This is a genomic window from Mucilaginibacter sp. SJ (assembly GCF_028993635.1).
In the GTDB taxonomy this organism is placed as follows: domain Bacteria; phylum Bacteroidota; class Bacteroidia; order Sphingobacteriales; family Sphingobacteriaceae; genus Mucilaginibacter.
Genome location: NZ_CP118631.1, coordinates 1,319,297 through 1,342,638 on the forward strand (window position 1 = coordinate 1,319,297; position 23,342 = coordinate 1,342,638).

20 protein-coding genes, 1 tRNA gene and 1 riboswitch are annotated in these 23,342 nt (G+C 40.5%); of the genes, 11 read left to right on the forward strand and 10 right to left on the reverse strand.

Annotated elements, in window-relative coordinates; translation table 11 throughout:
- Window positions 1-23: 23 nt before the first annotated feature.
- From MusilaSJ_RS05195 to MusilaSJ_RS05215, 5 genes are all read left to right on the forward strand, one after another.
- Window positions 24-650 (forward strand): LbetaH domain-containing protein, encoded by a 627-nt coding sequence (locus MusilaSJ_RS05195; protein WP_274988993.1) that lies wholly within the window; start codon window positions 24-26, stop codon window positions 648-650.
- Window positions 632-1,744, forward strand: coding sequence for a glycosyltransferase (locus tag MusilaSJ_RS05200; RefSeq protein ID WP_274988994.1), 1,113 nt, complete (start codon window positions 632-634; stop codon window positions 1,742-1,744). Before MusilaSJ_RS05195 ends, MusilaSJ_RS05200 begins: the two co-directional genes overlap by 19 nt.
- Window positions 1,745-1,815: 71 nt before the next feature.
- The gene (locus MusilaSJ_RS05205; RefSeq protein WP_274988995.1) at window positions 1,816-2,736 is read left to right on the forward strand and encodes a glycosyltransferase family 2 protein; all 921 of its coding nucleotides are present in this window, start codon (window positions 1,816-1,818) and stop codon (window positions 2,734-2,736) included.
- A 304-nt stretch (window positions 2,737-3,040) separates the two neighbouring features.
- Window positions 3,041-4,384 (forward strand): sugar transferase, encoded by a 1,344-nt coding sequence (locus tag MusilaSJ_RS05210; RefSeq protein WP_274988996.1) that lies wholly within the window; start codon window positions 3,041-3,043, stop codon window positions 4,382-4,384.
- A 251-nt stretch (window positions 4,385-4,635) separates the two neighbouring features.
- On the forward strand, window positions 4,636-5,274 hold the full coding sequence (locus tag MusilaSJ_RS05215; protein ID WP_274988997.1) for an MgtC/SapB family protein: 639 nt from the start codon (window positions 4,636-4,638) through the stop codon (window positions 5,272-5,274).
- Between the two features lie 113 nt (window positions 5,275-5,387).
- On the opposite strand, the gene MusilaSJ_RS05220 is transcribed toward MusilaSJ_RS05215, so the two are convergent.
- From MusilaSJ_RS05220 to kdsA, 6 genes are all read right to left on the reverse strand, one after another.
- Window positions 5,388-5,472: transfer RNA gene (locus MusilaSJ_RS05220), tRNA-Leu, on the reverse strand.
- 93 nt (window positions 5,473-5,565) lie between these two features.
- The gene (locus MusilaSJ_RS05225; RefSeq protein WP_274988998.1) at window positions 5,566-6,354 is read right to left on the reverse strand and encodes a helical backbone metal receptor; all 789 of its coding nucleotides are present in this window, start codon (window positions 6,352-6,354) and stop codon (window positions 5,566-5,568) included.
- A 1-nt stretch (window position 6,355) separates the two neighbouring features.
- Entirely contained in the window at window positions 6,356-7,759 is a 1,404-nt protein-coding gene (locus tag MusilaSJ_RS05230) for an undecaprenyl-phosphate glucose phosphotransferase (protein ID WP_274988999.1), read from the reverse strand.
- Between the two features lie 209 nt (window positions 7,760-7,968).
- Window positions 7,969-9,300: a nucleotide sugar dehydrogenase gene (locus tag MusilaSJ_RS05235; RefSeq protein WP_274989000.1), complete on the reverse strand. Its 1,332-nt coding sequence runs from the start codon at window positions 9,298-9,300 to the stop codon at window positions 7,969-7,971.
- Between the two features lie 111 nt (window positions 9,301-9,411).
- Window positions 9,412-10,347 (reverse strand): KpsF/GutQ family sugar-phosphate isomerase, encoded by a 936-nt coding sequence (locus MusilaSJ_RS05240; RefSeq protein ID WP_274989001.1) that lies wholly within the window; start codon window positions 10,345-10,347, stop codon window positions 9,412-9,414.
- A gap of 26 nt (window positions 10,348-10,373) precedes the next feature.
- On the reverse strand, window positions 10,374-11,150 hold the full coding sequence (gene kdsA / locus MusilaSJ_RS05245; RefSeq protein WP_274989002.1) for a 3-deoxy-8-phosphooctulonate synthase: 777 nt from the start codon (window positions 11,148-11,150) through the stop codon (window positions 10,374-10,376).
- A gap of 340 nt (window positions 11,151-11,490) precedes the next feature.
- Here kdsA and MusilaSJ_RS05250 point away from each other — a divergent pair, with 340 nt between their 5' ends.
- The 4 genes from MusilaSJ_RS05250 to MusilaSJ_RS05265 all read left to right on the forward strand — a co-directional run bounded on the left by MusilaSJ_RS05250 (window position 11,491) and on the right by MusilaSJ_RS05265 (window position 13,383).
- The gene (locus tag MusilaSJ_RS05250) at window positions 11,491-11,820 is read left to right on the forward strand and encodes an ArsR/SmtB family transcription factor (protein ID WP_274989003.1); all 330 of its coding nucleotides are present in this window, start codon (window positions 11,491-11,493) and stop codon (window positions 11,818-11,820) included.
- A gap of 6 nt (window positions 11,821-11,826) precedes the next feature.
- Window positions 11,827-12,246, forward strand: a complete 420-nt coding sequence (locus MusilaSJ_RS05255; RefSeq protein ID WP_274989004.1) for a VOC family protein — start codon at window positions 11,827-11,829, stop codon at window positions 12,244-12,246.
- 124 nt (window positions 12,247-12,370) lie between these two features.
- Window positions 12,371-12,859: a VOC family protein gene (locus tag MusilaSJ_RS05260; RefSeq protein WP_274989005.1), complete on the forward strand. Its 489-nt coding sequence runs from the start codon at window positions 12,371-12,373 to the stop codon at window positions 12,857-12,859.
- Between the two features lie 23 nt (window positions 12,860-12,882).
- A complete protein-coding gene (locus MusilaSJ_RS05265; RefSeq protein WP_274989006.1) occupies window positions 12,883-13,383 on the forward strand; it encodes an SRPBCC family protein in 501 nt (166 codons plus the stop codon).
- Between the two features lie 106 nt (window positions 13,384-13,489).
- On the opposite strand, the gene MusilaSJ_RS05270 is transcribed toward MusilaSJ_RS05265, so the two are convergent.
- The 3 genes from MusilaSJ_RS05270 to MusilaSJ_RS05280 all read right to left on the reverse strand — a co-directional run bounded on the left by MusilaSJ_RS05270 (window position 13,490) and on the right by MusilaSJ_RS05280 (window position 18,237).
- On the reverse strand, window positions 13,490-13,690 hold the full coding sequence (locus MusilaSJ_RS05270) for a cysteine-rich CWC family protein (RefSeq protein ID WP_274989007.1): 201 nt from the start codon (window positions 13,688-13,690) through the stop codon (window positions 13,490-13,492).
- 405 nt (window positions 13,691-14,095) lie between these two features.
- Window positions 14,096-16,420 carry a 5-methyltetrahydropteroyltriglutamate--homocysteine S-methyltransferase gene (metE, locus tag MusilaSJ_RS05275; RefSeq protein WP_274989008.1) on the reverse strand — a complete coding sequence of 775 codons (2,325 nt, stop codon included), beginning with the start codon at window positions 16,418-16,420 and terminating at the stop codon, window positions 14,096-14,098.
- A gap of 176 nt (window positions 16,421-16,596) precedes the next feature.
- Window positions 16,597-16,788, reverse strand: a riboswitch (cobalamin riboswitch).
- Window positions 16,789-16,998: 210 nt separating this feature from the next.
- Window positions 16,999-18,237 carry an MFS transporter gene (locus tag MusilaSJ_RS05280; protein ID WP_274989009.1) on the reverse strand — a complete coding sequence of 413 codons (1,239 nt, stop codon included), beginning with the start codon at window positions 18,235-18,237 and terminating at the stop codon, window positions 16,999-17,001.
- Window positions 18,238-18,588: 351 nt separating this feature from the next.
- Between MusilaSJ_RS05280 and MusilaSJ_RS05285 the strand changes: the two genes are divergently transcribed.
- Window positions 18,589-19,185, forward strand: a complete 597-nt coding sequence (locus tag MusilaSJ_RS05285; RefSeq protein ID WP_274989010.1) for a TetR/AcrR family transcriptional regulator — start codon at window positions 18,589-18,591, stop codon at window positions 19,183-19,185.
- 5 nt (window positions 19,186-19,190) lie between these two features.
- Here the strand turns inward: MusilaSJ_RS05285 and MusilaSJ_RS05290 are convergent, their stop codons facing one another.
- Window positions 19,191-20,636: a TlpA family protein disulfide reductase gene (locus MusilaSJ_RS05290; protein WP_274989011.1), complete on the reverse strand. Its 1,446-nt coding sequence runs from the start codon at window positions 20,634-20,636 to the stop codon at window positions 19,191-19,193.
- Between the two features lie 277 nt (window positions 20,637-20,913).
- Between MusilaSJ_RS05290 and MusilaSJ_RS05295 the strand changes: the two genes are divergently transcribed.
- Window positions 20,914-23,280 carry an alpha-L-rhamnosidase-related protein gene (locus MusilaSJ_RS05295; protein WP_274989012.1) on the forward strand — a complete coding sequence of 789 codons (2,367 nt, stop codon included), beginning with the start codon at window positions 20,914-20,916 and terminating at the stop codon, window positions 23,278-23,280.
- Window positions 23,281-23,342: the final 62 nt, after the last annotated feature.

The window sequence follows — 23,342 nt, forward strand, 5'->3', positions numbered from 1 at the left end:
TGTAAGTGCAAATTCTTCTCAACATGCTAAATAAAATAAAAATAGCTATTAAAACATACGGTTATAAAGGTTGCATTATTAATTCCTTCCTATATATAAACACACTGCTATTTTATAAAAACGCAAGACTTATCAGGCTACCTATCGAAATTAGAGGAAAAAAATTTATAGATTTTGGCAAAAAGCTCACTACCGGAAAAAACTGCAGAATTGAAGTAACTGTATTTGACATAGACTATTCAAAGAAGCAAAAAATTATTGAATTTGGAAATAACATTGTAATCAATAATTCTGTTCACATAGGTGCCAGATATTCAGTAAAAATTGGCAATAATGTATTAATAGCCAGTAACGTTTTTATTTCCGACCATAATCATGGCAACTATTCTGACCCTGCAGGACATAGCTCCCCTCTTACGGCGCCCAATAAAAGACCACTTTCCGGAAGTGCTGTTAATATTGAAGATGATGTGTGGATTGGTGAATTTACTGCCATTTTACCGGGAGTAAATATTGGAAAGGGCTGTATTATTGGTTCCATGTCCGTTGTAACTAAGTCTATTCCTCCTTATAGTATAGCTGTTGGCACACCTGCCAGGGTTATTAAAAAATATAATTTTGAAACACAAAAATGGGAAAAGGTAATTTAAAAAGAATTGTTGTATCTGCCGTTAACTTTAATGAGGGGGGGCCCTTAAGCGTTTTAAATGACTGTTTAGCATCATTAAACAAGATTTCCAACGAGCAAAATATTGAAGTTACTGTATTAGTTCATAAAGTGATTTTGGTAAAAGACTACGCGGAGTCTTTTAATGTAGTTGAATTTCCTCAAATTAAAACCTCCTGGATTAGAAGGGTTTACTTTGAATATTACCAGTGTAAAAAGTTGGAAAAAATATTTAAACCCGATTTATGGATCGCCTTGCATGATATAACGCCTAACGTGACGTGCAAACAAGTTGTTTATTGCCATAACCCAGCTCCTTTTTACAACATGACTGGCAACGAACTGTTTACTGACCCTACATTTTTTATGTTTTGCCTCTTTTACAAATTCTTATACAGAATAAACATAAAAAAAAACGAGTATGTAATTGTTCAACAACAATGGTTAAGGGAAGAGTTTGAGCGCAATTACAAAGTAAAAACTATTGTCGCCTATCCGGTTAATGATGCGAAAGTGGTTTTGAAAGAAGGTGTTTGCCAACCAGAAAAGAAGAAAGAAAAGTTTCTTTTTTTTTTCCCGGCTTTTCCAAGGGTGGCCAAAAACTTCCAGGCACTTTTAGAAGCAGCTTCATTGCTTTCTAAAAAGCGAACTGATTTTGATATTATACTTTCTATAACCGGCAATGAAAATAAATATGCAACGGCTCTATTTAACAAGTATCAACATATAAAAGAAATCAGATTTGAAGGAAAAAAAACGCGGGAGGAAATTTTTGGTTTGTATAATATAATAGATTGCATGGTTTTTCCATCAAAGCTTGAAACATGGGGTCTGCCTATAAGTGAATTCAAAAGTTTAAATAAACCAATGATTTTAGCAGATTTAAAATATGCTCATGAGGCTGCTGCAAACTGTCATTTTTTAAAATTTTTCAATCCCAATGACCCTATCGAACTGGCTTATTACATGGAACTTTTAATTGATGGCAAATTAACTTTTGATTCAAATAAGGTTAACGACCCTGAAATGCCCTTCTTTAATAATTGGGACAAATTAATAGAATTTTTAATTCAATAAATTGTGCTTATAGTGGCTTATGAAATCTGTTAGTCACTATAAGTATATAAGACAATCAGATTGGCAAATTTATGAAACCCCATTTTAAAATTGCATTATTAATCCCTACTCTTAACGCCGGAGACAGGTGGTTAAATACACTAAATAGCGTAAACGATCAATCATTTAATACATTTGAAAAAATAATAATCGATTCCGGCTCTTCTGATGGCACAGTTTCTTTAGCAGAACAATTCGGATTTAAAATAATCAACATCAATAAATCTGATTTTAATCATGGTAAAACCCGACAACAACTTGTTGACTTATCCGGGAATGTAGATATATGCATTTTTTTAACACAAGATGCAATATTAGCTTCCCCTGATAGCATATTAAATATTATTAAAGTTTTTAATGACGCTGAAATAGGAATGGCATATGGCCGACAGCTTCCGCATAAAAATGCCAAAATATTAGAAAGCCATGCCCGTTTATACAACTATCCAGCTACATCTCATGTTCGTTCATCCAAAGACATAGCACAAATGGGGTTCAAAGTGTTTTTTTGTTCAAATTCATTCGCGGCATATCGCCGCGAAGCTCTTTTAGCAACCGGTGGCTTTCCAACAGATTCAATTATGGGTGAGGATGCAATCGTTGCTGCTAAGATGTTAACAGCAGGGTATAAAAAGGCGTACGTTGCCAATGCAATCGTTTATCATTCTCATACATATACATTGCTACAGGAATTTAGAAGGTATTTTGATACCCGGGTTTTTCACGAGCAAAATAAATGGTTGATTGATGATTTCGGAAAACCAACCGGAGAAGGTTTTAAATTTATGCGATCTGAATTAGTTTATGTCATAAGACACAAAAAAACCATTATTCTAAATTCAATCTTTTCTTTAGCTGCAAAATGGTTGGGCTATAAAATCGGCAAATTCTATAAAGGAATGCCTAAGCAGGTTTTAAAACGATTGTCAATGCATTCATACTACTGGAAATAATTAGATTAATTGGCGTTGTACAAATTTTTCATTCGTACAATTTATCTTTAACAGTGTTTGAAATCATTATTTAATTTTAAAGAAACAATTCTATATGCTTCTTCTTTATCAACAGATATATTTAAAAATGAGCTGTTTATCCAAATTAATAATAAAACACAAAATAAAATAAAGAATAATTAGTTTTTAATTGTAGCGTTCTCGTTGAATACCCCGTAATTAAGTTTAACAAACATTGATTTTATTTAAAAACGATTCGTTTTAGTAAAATTATTATATTTGCACAACTTAACCCTGATCGCAAATGCGCTACTCTAAACTACTTCAGCCATTCACATTTTTTTGTGATTTAATCTTATTAAATATTGCACTGCAATGTGCTCACCTGTTTATATTTACGTTCTACTCGTCAGAAATACAGTCAACTGATTTTTTATTATTAGTTAACTTAACCTGGATTACCATCGCTTCGGTAACTAAAAACTACATCATAAAGAGACCCCTGATATTAAGTGACAATTTAAGCAAATTCATGTCCTCTATGGTGTACCACCTGGTAATGGTTCTGGGGATAGTTTATTTCTTTAAGCTTTATGAGGTAAGCAGAATGGTGATGTTTTGTACATATCTTTTGTTTTTTATCTTCATAGTTATCCAACGCTCTCTAATCTTTTTCACACTCGATTATATTCGTAAAAAGGGCTATAATGTTAAACATGTTATCATAATTGGCAATACAGATATCGTTAACCGGGTAAAAAAATCATTTTCAAGACATCCGGAATACGGGTATAATTTTATTACCACTATACCTGAAGAAATGATAGAAGGCTTGCCCCATGAAATATTATTTGATAAAATCCTTGAAGCCAGGCCAGATGAAGCATTTATATGCTACAAATTTATGGATCAGCTTTTATTGAATAAACTGGTTGACCTGGGCGACCAGCATTCCATTAAAATTAAACTGGTTTCAGATCTTGTACTTGATAATAGCTATGCCAGTATCGTCAATTATGAAAATCTCCCTGTAATACAGCTCTCTTCTTCTATTGAGCTCAGTCTGAAAATTATTTTTTTCAAGCGCTGTTTCGATATTATGTTTTCCCTTTTAGTAATGATCCCGGGACTTCCTGTGTTTATCGCATTAGCCATAATAACTAAATTAACTTCAAAAGGCCCGGTTTTTTATCGCCAGGAAAGAATTGGCAGAAATCATAAACCCTTCAGAATGTATAAGTTCAGAAGCATGTACGTAAATTCAGAGCAAGCCGTGCCGATGCTGTCAAAAGATAAAGATCCGCGGATTACGAAATGGGGCATATTTTTACGCAAATCCAGGCTGGATGAATTACCTCAGTTTTGGAATGTTTTAAAGGGAGACATGTCTATCGTTGGCCCAAGGCCAGAAAGGCAGTATTTTATTGAACAACTTATAGAAGAATCGCCCAACTACAAAAAGTTATTTAAACTTAAACCCGGCCTCACTTCTATAGGACAGGTAAATTATGGCTATGCCGAAAATGTTCAGGAAATGCGTCACCGGGTTCGTTACGATCTTATATATTTAAAAAACATCAACTTTAATAACGACTTAAGCATAATTTTCCAAACCATAAAAGTGATGGTTCAACTTAAGGGAAAGTAAACATTATTCTAAAACCCGGATATCGATCTTCTCGAAGATATAATAAGTATTCAAAAGACAGAGCAGGATGGTTTCATTACCATCCTGCTTTATTTTTATAAACCAATTTACTTGTTAACCTCCACCTAAATTATGACAGTACCATCTCTTATCGAATCTCTTTTTTTAATAGCTCAGTAATGATGAAACCCGGCAGGTTCAGGTATCTATAAAAATCATATATTCGAGTATAATCAAATAAAATTGAGTTTATGGCTTTCAATACAGAAATCCTGATCAGGTTTTTGCTGGCCCTGTTGTGGGGTGGACTTGTAGGCGCAGAAAGAGAATATCATGGTAAAGCCGCTGGCTTCCGTACAACCATTATGATATCTTTTGGCGCTTGTTTTTTCACCCTCATGTCAACAGCTATTGGAGCGCCCAATAATGCAGACAGGATCGCTTCAAACGTGGTTACCGGGATTGGGTTCCTTGGCGCCGGCGTTATTTTCAGAGGCGAAAACCGGGTTAATGGAATCACCACCGCAGCTACCATCTGGGCCGTTGCGGCAGTAGGCATGGGTATTGGAGCCGGTTACTATTTAGCTGCCGGGTGCGCCAGCATAATGATCCTGTTTATACTTTCCGTACTTCCTTTCTTTCAAAAAAAAATAGATTATTATAATCAATCCAAAACATTTTATATTAAATACCCGGTCTCGGCAAATGGTATCATGTTATGCGAAAATATGATGCGAACTCATAAATTGAAATTCAGGATGGTTAAGAGAGTGAAAGATGGCGACTATATGCTTTTAACGTGGCAGCTTCACGGGCCTTCAGTTAAAATGGATCTGTTCATCAACTCAATTAGCGACATTTCGGTTATCGAACATTTTGAGTTTTCGTGATACCAATTGAAGCTTTAGAGCAGTTTGGAAATCGAAAAATAGCGGCTTTTTAGAATTAAAAAGGGCCACTCTTTTAAAGTGACCCCTTTCAGGACTTAGACACAGTCCCTACATGGTGCGGAAGAAGGGACTCGAACCCCCACGCCGTGAAGCGCCAGATCCTAAGTCTGGTGCGGCTACCAATTACGCCACTTCCGCGTTTCTGATTTAACAGGCTGCAAAGATAGCGTTTAAAATTATACTTAAAAACATATTTCTCATTTTTTTGCTATCATGCTCATTTAGTAGCGATTAATTTTTTACAAGCCCATTTATCAACTGTTTGAAGTATGCCGGTGCGTATAAAAGCCTGCTGCCATACCATGAAAACATTTCACCGTCTACCAAAACCACTTCAGCATTTGGTAAAAGCACCTCAAACTCCTCTATATGTTTTTGAGCGAATGGATATGGCTCCGATGACAGAAAAACAAGATCGGGATTAACTGCGGCTAAAGCAGCTGCATCAATCTCCGGATAACGTTCGGCATCTGTTACATTGCTTAGCCCACATCTTTGCAGCATACTATCAATGAAAGTTCCCCTGCCGGCAAGCATATAGGGTCTTCGCCAAATGAGATAAGCAACTTTCAGCCCTGTTACAGGAAGTTTTATACCGCTAAAACGATCGTTGATTTCCATGCAAAGCATGTTTGCCTGCCCGGGCTTACCTATAATATCACCAATGCAAGCAATCATTTGCAAAGCCGAATCCAGATTAAAAATATCACTGATCCACACCGGGCATATATTCATTAACTCTTCTACCTGGAAACGGTCGTTCTCTTCTTTATTGGCGATAATTAAATCGGGAGCCAGCAACCGGATTTTTTCGACATCAAGCTGTTTAGTCCCTCCTACTTTCGTTGTTGAATTAAACCTTTCTGCCGGATGGATACAAAATTTAGTAATGCCTATCACCTCAACGTTTAAGCCAAGGTAAAAAAGCAATTCTGTTTGTGAAGGGACAATAGAAATGATCCGCCTGGGGGTTCCGGAAAGTTCAACCTTTCGGCTTAGCTGGTCCCGGAATACCAGCATGTTAAAACGCGTTCTTTTCGCCTTTAAACACGTTCCATACGGTCAGGAAGATAATCTTCATATCCAGCAGGAACGACCAGTTTTCAAGATACCAAACATCAGCCTCAACACGCTCAAGCATAGCCTGTGTGGTTTGAGTTTCGCCCCTTAGGCCCGACACCTGGGCCCAACCTGTAATACCCGGTTTAAGAAAATGCCTTACCATGAAAGTATCAATAAGCTGCGAATATTGCTGCGTGTGGCTTATCATGTGTGGCCTTGGGCCTACTACCGACATATTGCCTAATATTACGTTAAAGAACTGTGGCAATTCGTCGATACTTGTTTTACGGATAAACGCCCCGGATTTGGTTATGCGTGAATCGCCACGTGTAGCTTGTTTTTTATCCGAATCGTGATTAACTCGCATGCTGCGGAATTTGTAGCATTTAAATGGCTTATTGTCCCTGCCTGAGCGCTCCTGTACAAAGAATATCGGCCCTTTTGACTCGAGCTTTATAATGATGGCCAAAATGGGGAATAACCAGCTAAAAATAAACAGGATCACAAATATTGAAAAACAGATATCAAACAAGCGTTTGATAGAGCGGTTCAGCATGTTCTCCAAAGGTTCGGGCCTTACGGATATAACCGGGATATGGCCAAAGCTTTGTATAAAAGTTGGCTTTTTAGCGTAGTCGTAATATTCAGGTACAAATTTAAACCTAATCAGGTTTTTATCTGCATCAAGCATTAACTGCTCTATCTTCTCGGCTTCAGAGTTTGGTAGTGTACAAAATATTTCATCCACTTTATTGTTAAGCACATAGCTTATACAATCATTAGTGCCGCCTAAATAAAGGCTTTGGTCAAGTACACTGTTCAACCCATCATCAAAAAAGCCAACAAGTTTATACCCACGTTCGGGATTTTGTTTAAAAAAGCTATACAAGTCTGACCCGATGCGGCCCCCACCTATAATGATAACAGTACGTGTATCAATAAGTGACGCGCGGTCGCTTTTACGGATACTCAGGAATATTAGCTTCCATAAACCAAGCAGGAAACCGAATAATGCCAGCGAGTAAAAAAGATACTCGCGTGTTATAAAATACGCTTTGGTGCCTATTAATATGATGATCGTGAAGCAAATAAAGCTTACAAACAGCAAATAGGTTTTAATTACGCCGCGATAAGTTTTAATTGAATCCTTATTGAGAACATGTTCATAAAGCCCGGTGATATTAGCTGATAACAGCCAAATTAGATTAAAAACCAATACAATAGGCAGGTACTGCCTGTTGTTAATCCAAAAAATATATGACCGGTCTTCGATGAAGTAAGAAATTACCATACTCATATTAAGTATAATATAATCAATGGTAAGGTTCACTGCTTTAATAAAAGTAGCGTATCTGTGAATCATGTATATGTGCTTATGTAGTATGCAACCCTGCTAAAATTACTATAATTATTTACTAATAACAATGTCATAATTAAATGGAGACACGGTTACGAATGTATTATTTCCACAGCCACAAAATTAGAAATTAAGAAATTTATTCAAAATGAATTCTCTGTTAACAGTGAGAAAAAAATGATTTCTATGTGAAAAAACAACTGTAAAAACAACACTTACAACCGTCCGCTTACAACATCCTTGTTTAAAATGCCTTTTATGTCATAAATTACTGACGATGGTGTATGTTTTAAGCTTGCGTAGTCTAAATCATAAAACTCGCGATGTGCCACAGCCATAACAATAGCATCATAAGCGCCGCTTAGTTGCCGGTAATTTTTTAATGTAGAGATACCATATTCTCTTTTTACTTCATCCGGGTCAGCCCATGGATCATATATTTCACAGGCAGCGTCAAAACCATCAAATCCCTTAATAATATCGATCACCCTGGTGTTACGAACATCCGGGCAATTTTCCTTGAAAGTAAAACCGAGCACAAGGATCTTTGAGTTTTTTACCGAAATATCATTCTTCACCATTAGTTTAATGACCTCAAGGGCAACGTACGTACCCATTCCATCATTAAGCCTTCGCCCGGCCAGGATAATTTCAGGGTGATAACCCATTTGCTGGGCTTTTGCTGCAAGGTAATACGGATCAACTCCTGTGCAGTGCCCGCCTACAAGGCCTGGTTTAAAATTCAGGAAATTCCACTTGGTACCTGCCGCCGCCAAAACCGCATGGGTGTCAATATCCATGATGTTGAATATTTTGGCGAGTTCGTTTACAAAAGCGATATTGATATCCCGCTGCGAATTTTCAATCACCTTACAGGCTTCTGCAACTTTAATGGCAGGGGCCTTATGCGTTCCTGCTTTTACTATTGACTGGTATAAGCTGTCAATAAAATCAGCAGCCTCGGGTGTTGAGCCCGATGTTACTTTTAAAATATTGGTCAACGTATGAACTTTATCCCCCGGATTTATGCGCTCGGGCGAGTATCCTGCAAAAAAATCCCTGTTATAATGCAAACCTGATTCTTTTTGTAAAACAGGTACACAAACATCCTCAGTTACGCCGGGATAAACTGTTGATTCATAAATAACCACATCCCCCCTCTTCAATACACCTGCTATTGATTTACTTGCCCGGATAAGCAGGCTCAGATCGGGCCGGTTGTGCTGGTCGGTAGGTGTTGGTACCGAAACAATATAAACGTTACAGGAAGCAATGTCCGTTATCTGCGATGTAAAAGTAAGTCCTTTGCCTTCATCCTTTAAATTTAAAACTGCCGATAGTTCGTCGCTACTGGTTTCAAGGGTACGGTCAAATGCGTTATTCAGCTCATCAACCCGGCTTTGTTTAATATCGAAACCTTTTACAGGATATTTTTTGGCAAATTCAACAGCAAGGGGCAATCCCACATAGCCAAGACCTATTATTGCAATATGAATATTTGCAGGAGCCTGAAATTTATTAGTGATCGAATTTGATTGATCAGACATTTAATTTAACACGGTAGAATATGATAGATACCGGTAAAGATAATCAAATATTACCGAAATCAGCTGTCTCCCTGTCTAAAGAATTGGCGGCTTGGGCCAATCAAAACTGTTTCAGGCCGTATATATCTGGTAAACACCTGTTATTGATCGGTTTTGTGCAGAACCTACCAGTAAGGTAGTGATCTTTTTCTCAAGCATTAACTGCTCGGCATAGCCTACAAATTCATGCTCATCAATAATAACCGGGTTAACGGTCATGATTTCGGCGATAGTTAACGTTGAGGTATCCGGGTGTTTAAGCAAAGCCCGGCGAAGGTCGCCATCTGTAACCACCCCCTTAATCCGGGACGCATCGCCTACTATAACCATACCTAACCTGCCTTCAGACATGCGCAGTAACAGATCCATAAATGAAGCCTCTTCATTGATAAAAGGAAGCTTATCAGTACGCATGAGGTCTTTAACTTTTACCAGCAGTTTGCGCCCAAGGCTACCTCCCGGATGAAAACGTGCAAAATCATGCTGCTGAAAGTTTCGCGACTCCATTAATGCTATAGCAAGGGCATCACCCATAACCAACGCCGCGGTAGTTGATGAGGTTGGCGCCAGCTCGAGCGGGCAAGCCTCCCGTTCAACTTTTATATTAAGGTGATAACTGCAATTTTTGGCAACGGTTGAAACCGGGTTACCCGTTATACCGATCATCACATTCTTATTCCATTTTAAATAAGGAATAAGTTTCAGCACTTCGTCGGTTTCGCCCGAATAGGATATCAACAAAACAATATCATTAGGGCCTACCATGCCTAAATCGCCGTGAAAAGCCTCTCCCGGATGTAAAAAAAAGCTCGGCGTACCTGTACTGGCCAATGTGGCGGCTATCTTTTTCCCTATCAGCCCCGATTTGCCAATGCCAATAACAACCACCTTTCCTGTTGATTTTAGTATGGCATCAACAACCTTTGCAAACTCATCATCAATTGAGCCGGCTACTTGCTGCAGCGATTCTATTTCAATATCAAAAACCCTTTTTGCAATATCTTTCATAGATCCGGACATTCAGAACAAAAAACTTATCCTACTAATGGCGCTAAAACCTTATCCAGTTCGTGCAGCTTAACCATGTTAGGGCCATCGCTCAAGGCATTATCAGGATCGGGATGTGTTTCTAAAAAATAGCCATCGGCTCCAAAAGCCTTTGCTGCCAGCGCCATCATGGGCACAAAAGTACGGTCGCCGCCGGTTTTTCCTCCCGCTCCGCCAGGGCGCTGAACCGAATGGGTACAATCCATACAAACCGGGTGGCCAAAAGCTTTCATATCGTAAATATTCCGGAAATCGACAGCTAAATTATTATAACCATACATATTGCCCCTCTCGGTTAATATCACCTGGTTATTGCCGGCTTCAATAACTTTTTGAGCCGGATAAAACATATCATGGCCCGAAAGGAACTGGGCTTTTTTTACGTTGACAATTTTACCGGTTTCGGCAGCCGCAACCAACAGGTCTGTTTGACGGCATAAAAAAGCGGGGATCTGCAATATATCGGCAACCTCGGCTACAATAGCTGCCTGGAATGGCTCATGGATATCTGTAGTAACCGGTAAACCAAAACGCTGCTTGACATTCATCAGCATTTCCATGCCTTTCTCTAATCCAGGGCCGCGGTATGAATGAATAGATGTGCGGTTGGCTTTATCAAATGACGATTTAAAGATCACCGGCACATTGTATTTCTGCCCGGCTTCGGCTACTTTTTCGGCAACGGTATATAATAACTCCTGGCTTTCCATTACACAGGGACCAAGAATAAAGAACGGCTTTTGGCTTATTTGTTCAAACAGCATATTGTTAGGATCTATTTATCAGCCACAAAGATGATGATTTTTTTGAGAATCGTACAGAAGGGCCATTTCTCTCGAGGGCAAACGCGCATACGTGGGGTTAACAGGGTTAACACTTTTTTAAAATATCACTCACAAGATATTCATAATCAAATATTTATTTTTTTGCGGGGTTACACTACGCTAATGTTTTTGAGCGCTTAGGCAAGCCCGAATATTTAAATGTTGGCCCTGTACTTCTCCCCCTTCTTTATTTACAAATAAAAATATTCAAAAAACTTGCGTAAGTGATTGCTTACATATAAATTTGTAAGCAATCACTTACATATTATATTTGATTTAGATGAGACGAGATGTTTTCCAGGCCATTGCCGATCCAACCCGCAGGGATATCATTAACCTGATAGCCTTTAAACCCATGAACCTGAATGCCATAGCGGATAACTTTGATGTAAGCCGCCCCGCTATATCCCAGCATATAAAAATCCTGACCGAATGCGGTCTTATCGCTATTAAAAAACAAGGCCGTGAACGGTATTGCGAACCCCGGCTGAAACAGCTTGATGAGGTAGCTCAATGGGTAGAGCGATACCGGAAGGTTTGGGAAGAAAAATTTGACACACTCGATAGCCTGCTTGAAGAATTAAAAAACAATGATAAACCTTTAAAATAATCAATTATGACGAAGCAATTCTGGATCAATCTGCCTGTAAAAAATGTTAATGTATCAAGGGAGTTTTTCAGCAAACTCGGCTTCCGGTTTAACTCGCAATTTGGCAACGGCCCAAATTCTGCGGCCATGCAGGTTGGCGAAAAGGATGTTACCGTAATGCTTTTTGACGAAAGTACCTTTAAAGGCTTTGTTGAAAACTGCGGTCTTGCGGATACGGCAAAGGGAGTTGAAGTTCTGCTGTCTATCGACGCGGAAAGCAAGGAAGAAGTTGATGAACTGGCTCAAAAGGCTATCGAAGCCGGTGGCAAAAGCAATCACAAGCCCCGGGAAATGGATGGCTGGATGTACGGCTGCCTGTTTACCGACCCTGATGGCCATAGCTGGAATGTGTTGCACATGGATATGAGCAAAATGCCGGGGAGATAAAAAATCAATTTGTCGCTAATGCCCCCTTATCTCGTCGTTTTTGGACACTATTAGCCCTTGCCAGGGCAGGTAACTTTGAGATATCAAAAGCAACAAATTTTAAACATTAAAAAAACAGAAACCAATGGCAACATTTAAAGCAACCCAGAAAGTAACCCCTTTTTTATGGTTTAACGGCAACCTTGAAGAAGCATTGAAATTTTATACCTCGGTATTTAAAAACTCCGAAAGCGAAGTAAGCTCACTCACCGATCCCGGCAATGGCCGTAAAATGTTAGTTGGAACATTTCGTATCGAAGACCAGCAGTTTTTAGCGCTGGATGGAGGACCGATGTTCAACTTTTCGCCTGCTACATCATTTTACATCAACTGCAAAACACAGGAAGAAATTGATTACCTGTGGGAAGCCTTACCTGCCGATGGCGGTAAAACCAGTCAGTGCGGCTGGCTTGATGATAAATTCGGTGTTACCTGGCAAATTGTTCCTGAAGTTATGAGCGAGTTACTTTATAATAACGAAAATCCTGAAAAAGCCAAAAAAGTTATGGCTGCCATGATGAAGATGACCAAAATGGACATCAAGCTTTTGCAGGAAGCTAACGATAACGATTAACCAATCACCTAAATAAAAACACCATGATCACCACAAAAAATCAAACAGAAATTAAGGCCGAACCCGGCAAGCAGGAGCTTTTTATAACCCGCGAATTTGAAGCACCGCGTGAGCTGGTTTTCAGAGCTTTTACCGATCCTGAGCTTATTGTTAGATGGCTGGGCCCACGCGAACTTAAAATGCGCATAGATCAATTTGACTGCCGTAGCGGAGGCGCTTACCGCTACATTCATACCGACCCTGCCGGTAATGATTATGGCTTTCATGGTGTTATCCATGATGTAACCGCGCCTGAACGTATCATCCAAACATTTGAGTTTGAAGGATTGCCCGAAAGTGGTCATGTAACGCTTGAAACCACCAGGTTTGAAGCACTACCAGGGAACCGTACAAAAGTGACTGTACAATCTGTTTTCCAATCGGTGACCGATCGTGACGGCATGCTGCAATCGGGCATGGAACGCGGGGTAAATGATTCACACTGGCGTTTGGATGAGCTTTTTGAAGCAGGAGAAATAAAATAGATGCAAAAGGCTTAATGCATAAAGCCAAAAGCTTTTGATTGTCAGCACCGGGCTTGTACTATTACTTACCTTTCCTGATTGCTTCAAGTATCGTTTTCATTTTTTCCTAAGCTGCGGTTGAACTGATCTCATGCTTCATAACCATCAGGCATTTGCGGCAAAGGCAATCCGGGTAGGTTAAGCGGATATAATCGCGCTCCTGGTCGGTAAAGCTGATGCCCTGGCACTGACACAACAGGATGCTGCCTACTTTGCATTCAAAAGGAACACCACATCGTGGGCAGTGTTTATTTTCGTGATTTGCCATATATTAAGTATATAAATCCCGTGGCCCTTTAGGCCTGTCAGTCTGAGTGTTTAAATACAGAGGCCTCTGAAGGTGAAATGACAAAAGAGGGACCGTCAGTCTGAGCCTGTCGAAGACTCGCGCGCAGAGGCCCTGCCCACCATGCTTCGACAGGCTCAGCATGACACCCATTTTTTAAGTTGTCATGGGTAGCCTGTCGAAGACTCGTGCGCAGAGGCCGTGTCCGCCATACTTCGACGGGCTCAGTATGACACTCCTTTTTTTAAGTTGTCACGGGTAGCCCGTCGAAGGGTCGCGCGCAGAGGCCCTGCCCACCATGCTTCGACGGGCTCAACATGACACCCATTTTTTAATTATACTATAAAACTATTGTGTACCCGTAAGGATACACAGTAGTTTTTTTATTTAAGCAGTTACATTGCTGATAATATTTTCGCGGACAGCTTTCGCGGCTTCAACCATCTCTGTTAAGGCTTTTTGGGTTTCATCCCATCCCCGCGTTTTTAAACCACAATCGGGATTTACCCAAAGCTGGGCATCGGGTATTACCGCCTGGGCGCGTTTAAGCAAACCAATCATCTCCACCCTGTTGGGCACACGGGGCGAATGGATATCATATACACCGGGGCCAATTTCATTAGGATACTTAAAATCGGCAAAAACATCCAGTAGCTCCATTTGCGAACGCGATGTTTCTATCGTGATCACATCGGCATCCATGTCGGCTATGCTTTTAATGATGTCATTAAACTCCGAATAGCACATATGCGTGTGAATCTGTGTACTGTCCTGAACGCCGCTTGCCGAAATCCTGAAAGCTTTAACTGCCCAGTCGAGGTAATTTGCCCTGTCATTCCTGCGGAGCGGTAACCCTTCGCGAATGGCCGGTTCATCTATCTGGATGACTTTTATACCGGCGCTTTCCAGGTCACAAACTTCATCACGAATGGCCAAAGCTATTTGCCTGCAGGTTTCGGAGCGCGGCTGGTCATTGCGCACAAACGACCATTGCAAAATAGTTATCGGGCCGGTTAACATGCCCTTCATCCATTTTGAGGTTAACGATTGCGCATAAGCCGACCATTTTACCGTCATGGGCTGTGGCCTTGATACATCGCCATAAATAACCGGTGGCTTAACACAGCGGCTGCCATAGCTTTGCACCCAACCGTTTTGTGTAAAGGTAAAACCGGCCAGTTGTTCGCCAAAGTACTCAACCATATCATTGCGTTCAAACTCGCCATGTACCAGCACATCCAACCCTATTTCCTCCTGCCATTTTATAGCTTTTTCAGTTTCGGTAGCTATCAGTTTATTATACTCCCCCAGCGTTATCGCACCTTTTTTTAATTGGGCCCGCCAGCTTCGTACTTCGGCTGTTTGCGGGAACGAACCAATTGTTGTGGTAGCAAAAAGCGGCAGGTCGAGCAGTTGCTGCTGCTGTTCTTTCCGTGCAGGAAAAGCACTTATACGCTTTGCATCATTTTCGGTAATGGCGCTTACCCGTTGTTTAACTGCCGGGTTATGGATCAGTGCAGATGTTCGGCGGGCCTCGTTTGCCTGCCGGTTTTTTGCCAGCTGATGCAGGCTGCTATCGCTAACAACATCTTCCGATAATTTACTGAGCAATACCACTTCGTTTATTTTCTGCCGCGCAAAAGCCAGCCACTGCTTAATTTCGGGAGTAAGCACTTCGTCGTTGGTTTCATTTTGCAAATCGCATGGCGAATGGATCAATGAGCACGATGGAGCTATCCAAACGCGGTCGGCACCTAACTTATCCTTCGCATTCTTTATAATGCCAAGGGAATTAACAAAGTCATTTTTCCAGATGTTGCGCCCGTCAACAACACCTAAAGAAAGGATAGTTTTTTGGGGCAGATGCTCAATCACTTCATTCAATTGCTGGGGCGCCCGAACCAAATCGATATGTAAAACGTCAACAGGTAAAGTTGCCGCTAATTGAGTGTTATCGCCCAGGCGTTCAAAATAAGTTGCCAAAACTATCTTCAGGAAAGGAAATTCTTTCCTCAATTGCTTATAGGTATCTTTAAATACCTCCTGTTGTTTTTCGCTTAAATCAAGCGCTAAAAACGGTTCATCAAACTGGACCCATTCGGCACCCAAAGCTTTAAGCTTATTCAGGATATCAAAATAAACAGGCAGCAGATTTTTGATCAGGTCTATCCTATCGAAACCAGCCTCTTTCTCCTTACCTAACAACAGGTACGATACAGGGCCAAGAAATACCGGCTTGCTAACGATACCCAACTGTTTAGCCTCATAAAACTCATCGATAACTTTGGTGGAGAAAAGTTTAAACTGCTGGTCTTTATAAAACTCGGGTACGATGTAATGGTAATTGGTATCAAACCATTTGGTCATTTCCATAGCAACCACATCCAATCCATCTTTTTGATAACCGCGCGCCATAGCAAAATACAGATCGAGCTCGGTATTGCCTTTTTGACTGATCACTTCATGATAGCGTTTAGGAATAGCGCCAAACATCAGTGAATGATCAAGCACCTGGTCATAAAATGAAAAATCATTTGATGGGATCACGTCAATCCCGGCTTCCTTTTGCAGCAGCCAATTTTCTTCCCTGATGTATTTACCCACGGTAAGCACATTTTTTAAACCCGTTTTGCCTGCCCAGTAGTTTTCGCAGACTTTTTTTAATTCGCGCCGGCTACCAATACGCGGGTAGCCTAAATTTTGCGTTAGCATTTCTTTTAATTGATTAAATGAATAAATCGGTTAAAAGCTCTTTCAGCTAAGCTTCGTAATGGTTTGTGATATGTAAAATATGGAGAGAATATATGGGCACACAGCCTGTCATAACGGGCTATGGACCCAAACAGGCAAGTAATCATAACCCAGACCAAGCTTCATACCGCGAAAGCATTGTCAATTCAGTATTAGGCAGGTCTCCTGACTTGTAACATTTTTGCCGCCCTTCCCATCCCTGTTTATCAGGACAGTGGACATTACTGGCAAAAACCTTTGTGTTACTTACAGTTGCGCGACAGTTCGTGATTTGCACACGATTCCCTATTAATCTACAATTAAGTAAAACCTATACCGGTTGATGAAGTAAAGTAAAGAACTTATCAGGGCAAATATAAGGATATGCCGGCTGAATATTCAGGTTATTTATTGGTTAAATTGTAGATTATACCATGATCAATAAATAAGTTAGGCTGGCAAACCGTTGAATTGTACCGTTCTTATGTATCATTGTAAAACAGGTGAAGCCGATAATTAATTACCGGCTTCACCTGTTATTTAAGGCAATGTCATTCAGCTTATACTGCTATCTCAGCAGTTAAAATAACGGAAGCTTCTTCTTGTTTTTGGTGCGAAGCCCTCGCTTTGATGAAAAGCATCAGCGTAACAACAGCCAGTATCGCAAACGATAGATAAGCGGTTCCTAATAACTGCTGATTTTTGATAGCCATAATATTTACAATGCCGTAGCTAAAAAATGAAGTGATAATATAAAGTGAGCCGCCGGTCACGCCGCTTGCAATACCCGCATTTTTTGAAAACCTGCCTAAACAGTAGGCAAATATATTATTGAATATAAAGCCAGATAACAGGTGAACCAATGCTGTAAATGCCATTAGCGTAAATAAATTTGTTTTAATCCCTGCTGTAAACACCATTAAAGCGGCAAAGCCTAATTGCAGTGCAAGCGCTATAGATACTTTTTTGATAAGCGGTTTCCTGATGAGGGTTTTTGAAATAATACCGCCTACCATCAATGATACCCCCGAAAGCAGCGAACAATAACCGGTTACCACAGGCGACAAATGAAATACATGCTCAATTATAAAAGGGCTGCTCATACCATACACAACCAGCATGGCATAGCTCAGGGAGATCAGGATGAGGCCCAGGGAAAAATCACGGGTTTTAATGGTAGCCAGGTAAACCTGCAGAATACTTTTAGCCTTAAACGGGTGATAATTTTTCAATGATTCACCACCGTATACCAGCTCTAAAACAAGTAGGGAAAGAGTGGCTATCCCCAGGAAAAGGAAATTGGATTCCCAGCCAAAAGCTGCTTCAAGGTAACCTCCAATAAAAGGCGCTACAATAGGCGCGGTTGCCCAGATAATAGAAAAAAGGCTGGTATAATGTTTAAGCTGCTCGCCCGAGTACATATCTACAAAGTATGCCCTCTTCCCTACCACAATAAGCGCTACCGTGATGCCCTGCAAAATACGCATGGCATAAATAAGCTCGATATTATGACAGATAGCTATGACAAAACTTGCAAATGCAAACACCAGCAAGGAAACAGTACCGATACGGTACCGGCCAAAGCTATCGAGCAAGCTGCCAACAAACAATTGACTAACGCCCGAACTGATCATAAACGCGATGAGCGAAAGCTGAACGGCCGAATTATTAACAGCTAATTCCCTGGCCATGGAGGGCAGGGAAGGTATATAAATATCAGTTGCAAAACCCGAAAGCGGGATCAGCGCGAACGCTAAAACTGTGCTGATGCCCCTGTGGTGTTCTTTTATAAGTTTCATAGCTTAATGTTAAAATTTAAAAGATCGTAAAAACAGTATTGTGATCCGTTTTTTTTATTAAAACAAAAGTAGACTAATTGGTTTATTAAATAAAACCATTCAGTCTATTTTTAGCCATATTTACATTGCTGTGTCAATCGCTGTTTAATCAGCTTTATAAATACACGTATTCATAAGATCAGTGTAAAAAAACCGCCCTAAAGTTATACAATCACGAAACGAATATGAAAATAAAACACTAATTAACAGTCATTTACAAATAACAAAACACACAATTAATTTCAACAGGCAATCAACCGATTTTATTTTTTCAAACCATTTAGTCTATATTTGCATAGTAAATAACTGAAGATGAGCAAAGGCGAGCAAAAAAGGCAATTCATTATTGAGCAGGCAGCGATTTTATTTAATGAGAGGGGAATTGCCGGCACTTCTGTTGATGAGGTACTTGAAGTTGCCAATACCAGTAAGGGGTGTTTTTATGGCCATTTTGAAAGCAAAGACGAACTGGCACAAGCCGCTGTTGATTACCTTTTAGGAAAACTAAACGACAGAAGGAACAACACAGTAAGTAAACATAAAACTGCCATTGCCAAGATCAATGCCGCTTTAGACAACAGCAAAAATCCACTGAAAAGCTATATTGAAGGCGGCTGCCCGATAGTTAATTTTTCGACAGAGACGGATGACACTAACCCGGCCATCAAAAAAAAGCTAAAAGACATGGTTGATACCGCAATAACAACCTATGCCAATATTATTCAGGAAGGAATTGATAATGGGGAACTCTCAAACGCCATAAATCCCGTTGAATTTGCAACCCGTATGATGCTTTCGATAGAAGGAGGCAACGCGATCTGCAGGGTATTAAACAGCACAAAACCAATGCAGATCATGATCAAAAGCCTGAAAACCGAACTGGCATCATATGCCCTGGAAAAAGCATAAACAGACTATTGCTTCGCGATAGCTTCATTGATTAATTGTTCGGCCTGCGCACTCCCCGGGCCGGGAGCGTCAAAACTGAGCATTTTGCCTTCTTTATCAATAAGTATATATTTTGGAATTGCATAGGCTATGTATGATTGTGCAACTGTACCATCTTTGTCATAAAGCTGCAGCCAGTCCGGCTTTTCTTCTTTGAGCGCATTCCGCCATTCCTTTTCTCCGTCATGTACGGCAATACTGACAAAAGCAACCTGCTGATTAGTTTTAAACTTATAGCTTAGTTTTTTATATGCTGGCATCTCCTGACGGCACGGCCCGCACCAGCTGGCCCAAAGATCAATATAGATAACTTTCCCTTTAAAATCGGCCAAATTAAAAACCTTGCCACGGTCGCTGGGCAAAGTAAAAGCCGGGGCCGGTTTCCCAATTTGTACCTGCATCAGCTGTAACTTTTTTTCGGTAAAATTACCGGCGATGTTATTTTTTAAAGCCGGGTTATTAATTGCGTCAATGAACACGCGCATCTCCTTTTGGGCTATATTCAACTGTTCAAGAGATTTGGCACTACCAATTCTTTTTTCAACGTATCGGTTCAGATAATAGTCCCTAACCTTACCGGTAAAAAGCTGTTTAATTTTGCCGAGTGTGTACCCGGGCTGCTTTACCGATGCAGAATCGCGCAGCAGATCCAGCCGCAGTTCATAAGCATAATAAAGTGGCAAAACCCATGATTTATAATCTTCTGATACTAAATATTCGTCATGCGATATCCCTTTTGAAAATGCTGAAGGGGTGTTTTTTGATATCAGCTCGCGCATCTGCGCTGCATTGTATTTATTCAAATCAAGATGCTGAAGCAGCATGTAAAAATTTAAGCTTTGATTATCTAAATCAATCATTTTCTTAAACGTATTGAAATAATGATCCTGCTTTGCCGGTGTGTTAAACACAACATTTAGTAACGAATCTTCCAAAGCCTTGCTTTTTTTAAGGAATTGGATTAACTCATCGGTCTTGAGTTCATACCACGCTGTTTTGTCGTTCCGGGCTACCAGGGTTGAATCTAATTTTACACGGTATTGATTGGTTTCGGCACCTATACCAGTTATCTTTTTAGTTTTCGACAGGTTGACATAATCAATAGCGTCACCGGTTATGTGTAGATCATAGCCTGGTGCCACATAGATCCGGTTGATTTGAGTATTGTTTTGCTGGATGCTGGTGCGTTGAGGCTTGGCTATTTTGTATGTTTTTAAATAAAACTCACCCGAATCATTAAGCCTGATTGTATCCATAAGAAGTTTACCGTTGGCATCTTCAAAAAAGATCTTCAACATTTTTTCGGCCGAATTGCTGAGCTTTCCCTGGATAATAAGTGGCTGAACCGGGTTTTGAGCTACCCCCCTGCTGATAAAATAAAATGAAAGCAGGAACAGGATTATTTTTTTCATAGACGTAAAGGTAGGTTTAAACAAATATAAAATTCAGCAGCTGATTTCAATATAACTTCAGGATTTAGTTTGCATGTTACCCAACCCGGAGGAATAGGCCGAACATGCCGTCGGGCCACAAGTGAAAACGTAACCACACCGGCCTGAACAATCATAAAAAAACAAAAAAATTTGATAAAATGCTAAATCGATTTAATTATATTAGTCGAACCAATTTATCTACTTAATGCAAGCAGGGAAACAACCCTACCATCACCAATTAACCAATGAAATCTGCATGAAACACTTTCTGATTTTAATTTTTTCTGTAACTACACTTCTCTCATCACAAAACAGTAATGCCCGGTCTGTTCATAAAACTGCAGAGGAAAAGACATGGAATGCGCAATGGATCTCCGCACCCGGCATCACCGGGAATGAATACGGCATTTATTATTTCCGTAAAAACATTGAGCTGACCAACAAACCGGCCGGCTTTATTATTCATGTATCGGCAGATAATAGGTATAAACTGTACGTAAACGGCACATTGGTATCATTAGGCCCGGCAAGAGGCGATACTTTTTACTGGAACTATGAAACCGTCGACCTTGCGCCCTATCTCGTAGCCGGTAAAAATACCGTAGCTGCTTTAGTGTGGAACGAGGCTCAATACCGCCCTGAAGCGCAGATCAGTGTCCGTACCGCTTTTATTATACAAGGCAATTCAGCAGCCGAAGAGATCCTTAATACCAATAACACCTGGAAAAGCATTCAGGACAAAGGCTATCAGCCCATCTGGGGCTATTTCGCTGCCAGCACCGGCGAAATGGTGGATCTGAATAAAAGTATTATGAACTGGTACTCGCCTAACTTTGATGATAGCAGCTGGCCAAAGGCAGCTAACCTCTTCGGCGGGCAATTAAAGGGCCGGTGGGATGGGTTCGGATGGCAATTGGTCCCATCCTCCATTCCGCACCAGGAATTAATTTATGAGCGGATCCCTGTTGTACGTAAAGCCTCCGGGATAGATGTTCCCCCGGCTTTTCCGGGCACTAAAACACCGCTTACTATTCCTGCAAATACTACAGTTACCATGCTGCTTGATCAAACGTATCTTACCAACGCCTATCCTACTATTAATTTCAGCGGTGGGAAAGATGCCGGGATCTCTTTAAGTTATGCTGAATCGCTTTTTGATAATTTAAGCAAATATGGAATGCGCAAGGGCAACCGTAACGATGTGGAGGGCAAGGATTTTTCGGGCAGAAATGATAGTTTGATCTCCAACGGCAGCAAAGGGCAATCATATACTACGCTCAACTTCCGTACTTTTAGGTACATCCGCTTAATTGTGCATACACAAAACGAGCCTTTGATTATTGATGACCTGTACGGCACCTTTACCGGGTACCCGTTTAAGCAGCGTGCCGTTTTCAATACCGATAACAAGGAAATAAAACAAATGCTCGATATCGGCTGGCGTACCGCCCGTTTGAATGCGTTTGAAACCTATACAGATTGCCCTTATTATGAACAATTGCAATATATCGGCGATACCCGTATCCAGGCCATGATATCCTATTATTATAGCGGCGACGACCGGCTGGCCCGCAATGCCATTAACCTGATGGACCACTCCCGTTTAACAGAGGGCGTTACCCAAAGTCGTTACCCTACGCATGATACCCAAATTATTTCAACTTTTTCATTATGGTACATAGGCATGCTGTATGATTACTGGATGTACCGCAATGACAGTAATTTTATTAAGGATAAGCTGGATGGCGAACGGGCAGTATTAAAGTTTTTCAGCAAATACCAACAAACTGATGGCTCATTAAAAAACACCCCTTACTGGACTTTTGTGGATTGGGCCAGCGGCAAAAACTGGGATATAGGCTCGCCGCCAAAAGGCACCGACGGCAGTTCGGCCGTTATTGATTTGCAATTACTTTGGGCTTATGAGTGGGCTGCCGCTATGGAAACAAAAATGGGCATGCCCGGTTACGCCACTTTATACAACAAAGAAGCTGCGAAACTTAAGCAAACCATTCAACGCAAATATTGGGACCCGGCAAAAATGCTGTATGCCGATACATGGGACAAGAAACAATTTTCGCAGCATGCCAATTCATTAGCCATACTTACAGGCATGGTGAAAAACGCAGATCTGCCTGTGTTATCCAAACGATTATTAACCGATACCTCATTGACCCAATGCACCATTTATTTTAAATATTACCTGCACCAGGCCTTAGTAAAAGGTGGTTTAGGTAACGATTATATGAACTGGCTGAGTATCTGGCGCGAGAATATTAAAATGGGCTTAACTACCTGGGCCGAATATTCCGACATTAAATACAGCCGTTCAGATTGCCATGCCTGGGGAAGCAGCCCTAACATTGAATTTTTCAGGACTGTTTTGGGTATTGACAGCTATTCGCCCGGATTCAGCAAGATCAAGATCGAACCTCATTTGGGAACAATGACCAATGTGAGCGGCGAGATCCCGCATCCTAACGGTAAGGTTGCAGTAGATTATATTTTAGAAAATAAAAAGTGGAAAATAAAGGTCAGTTTACCGCAGCGTACATCCGGCGTATTGGTTTGGAAAGCAAAATCATACCCGCTTAAAGGCGGTGAAAATATGATAGTTATTTAAGAAACTTTGAGACTTACGAAGTTTTAAAAACTTCGTAAGTCTGGATTTCATTATTAAAACTA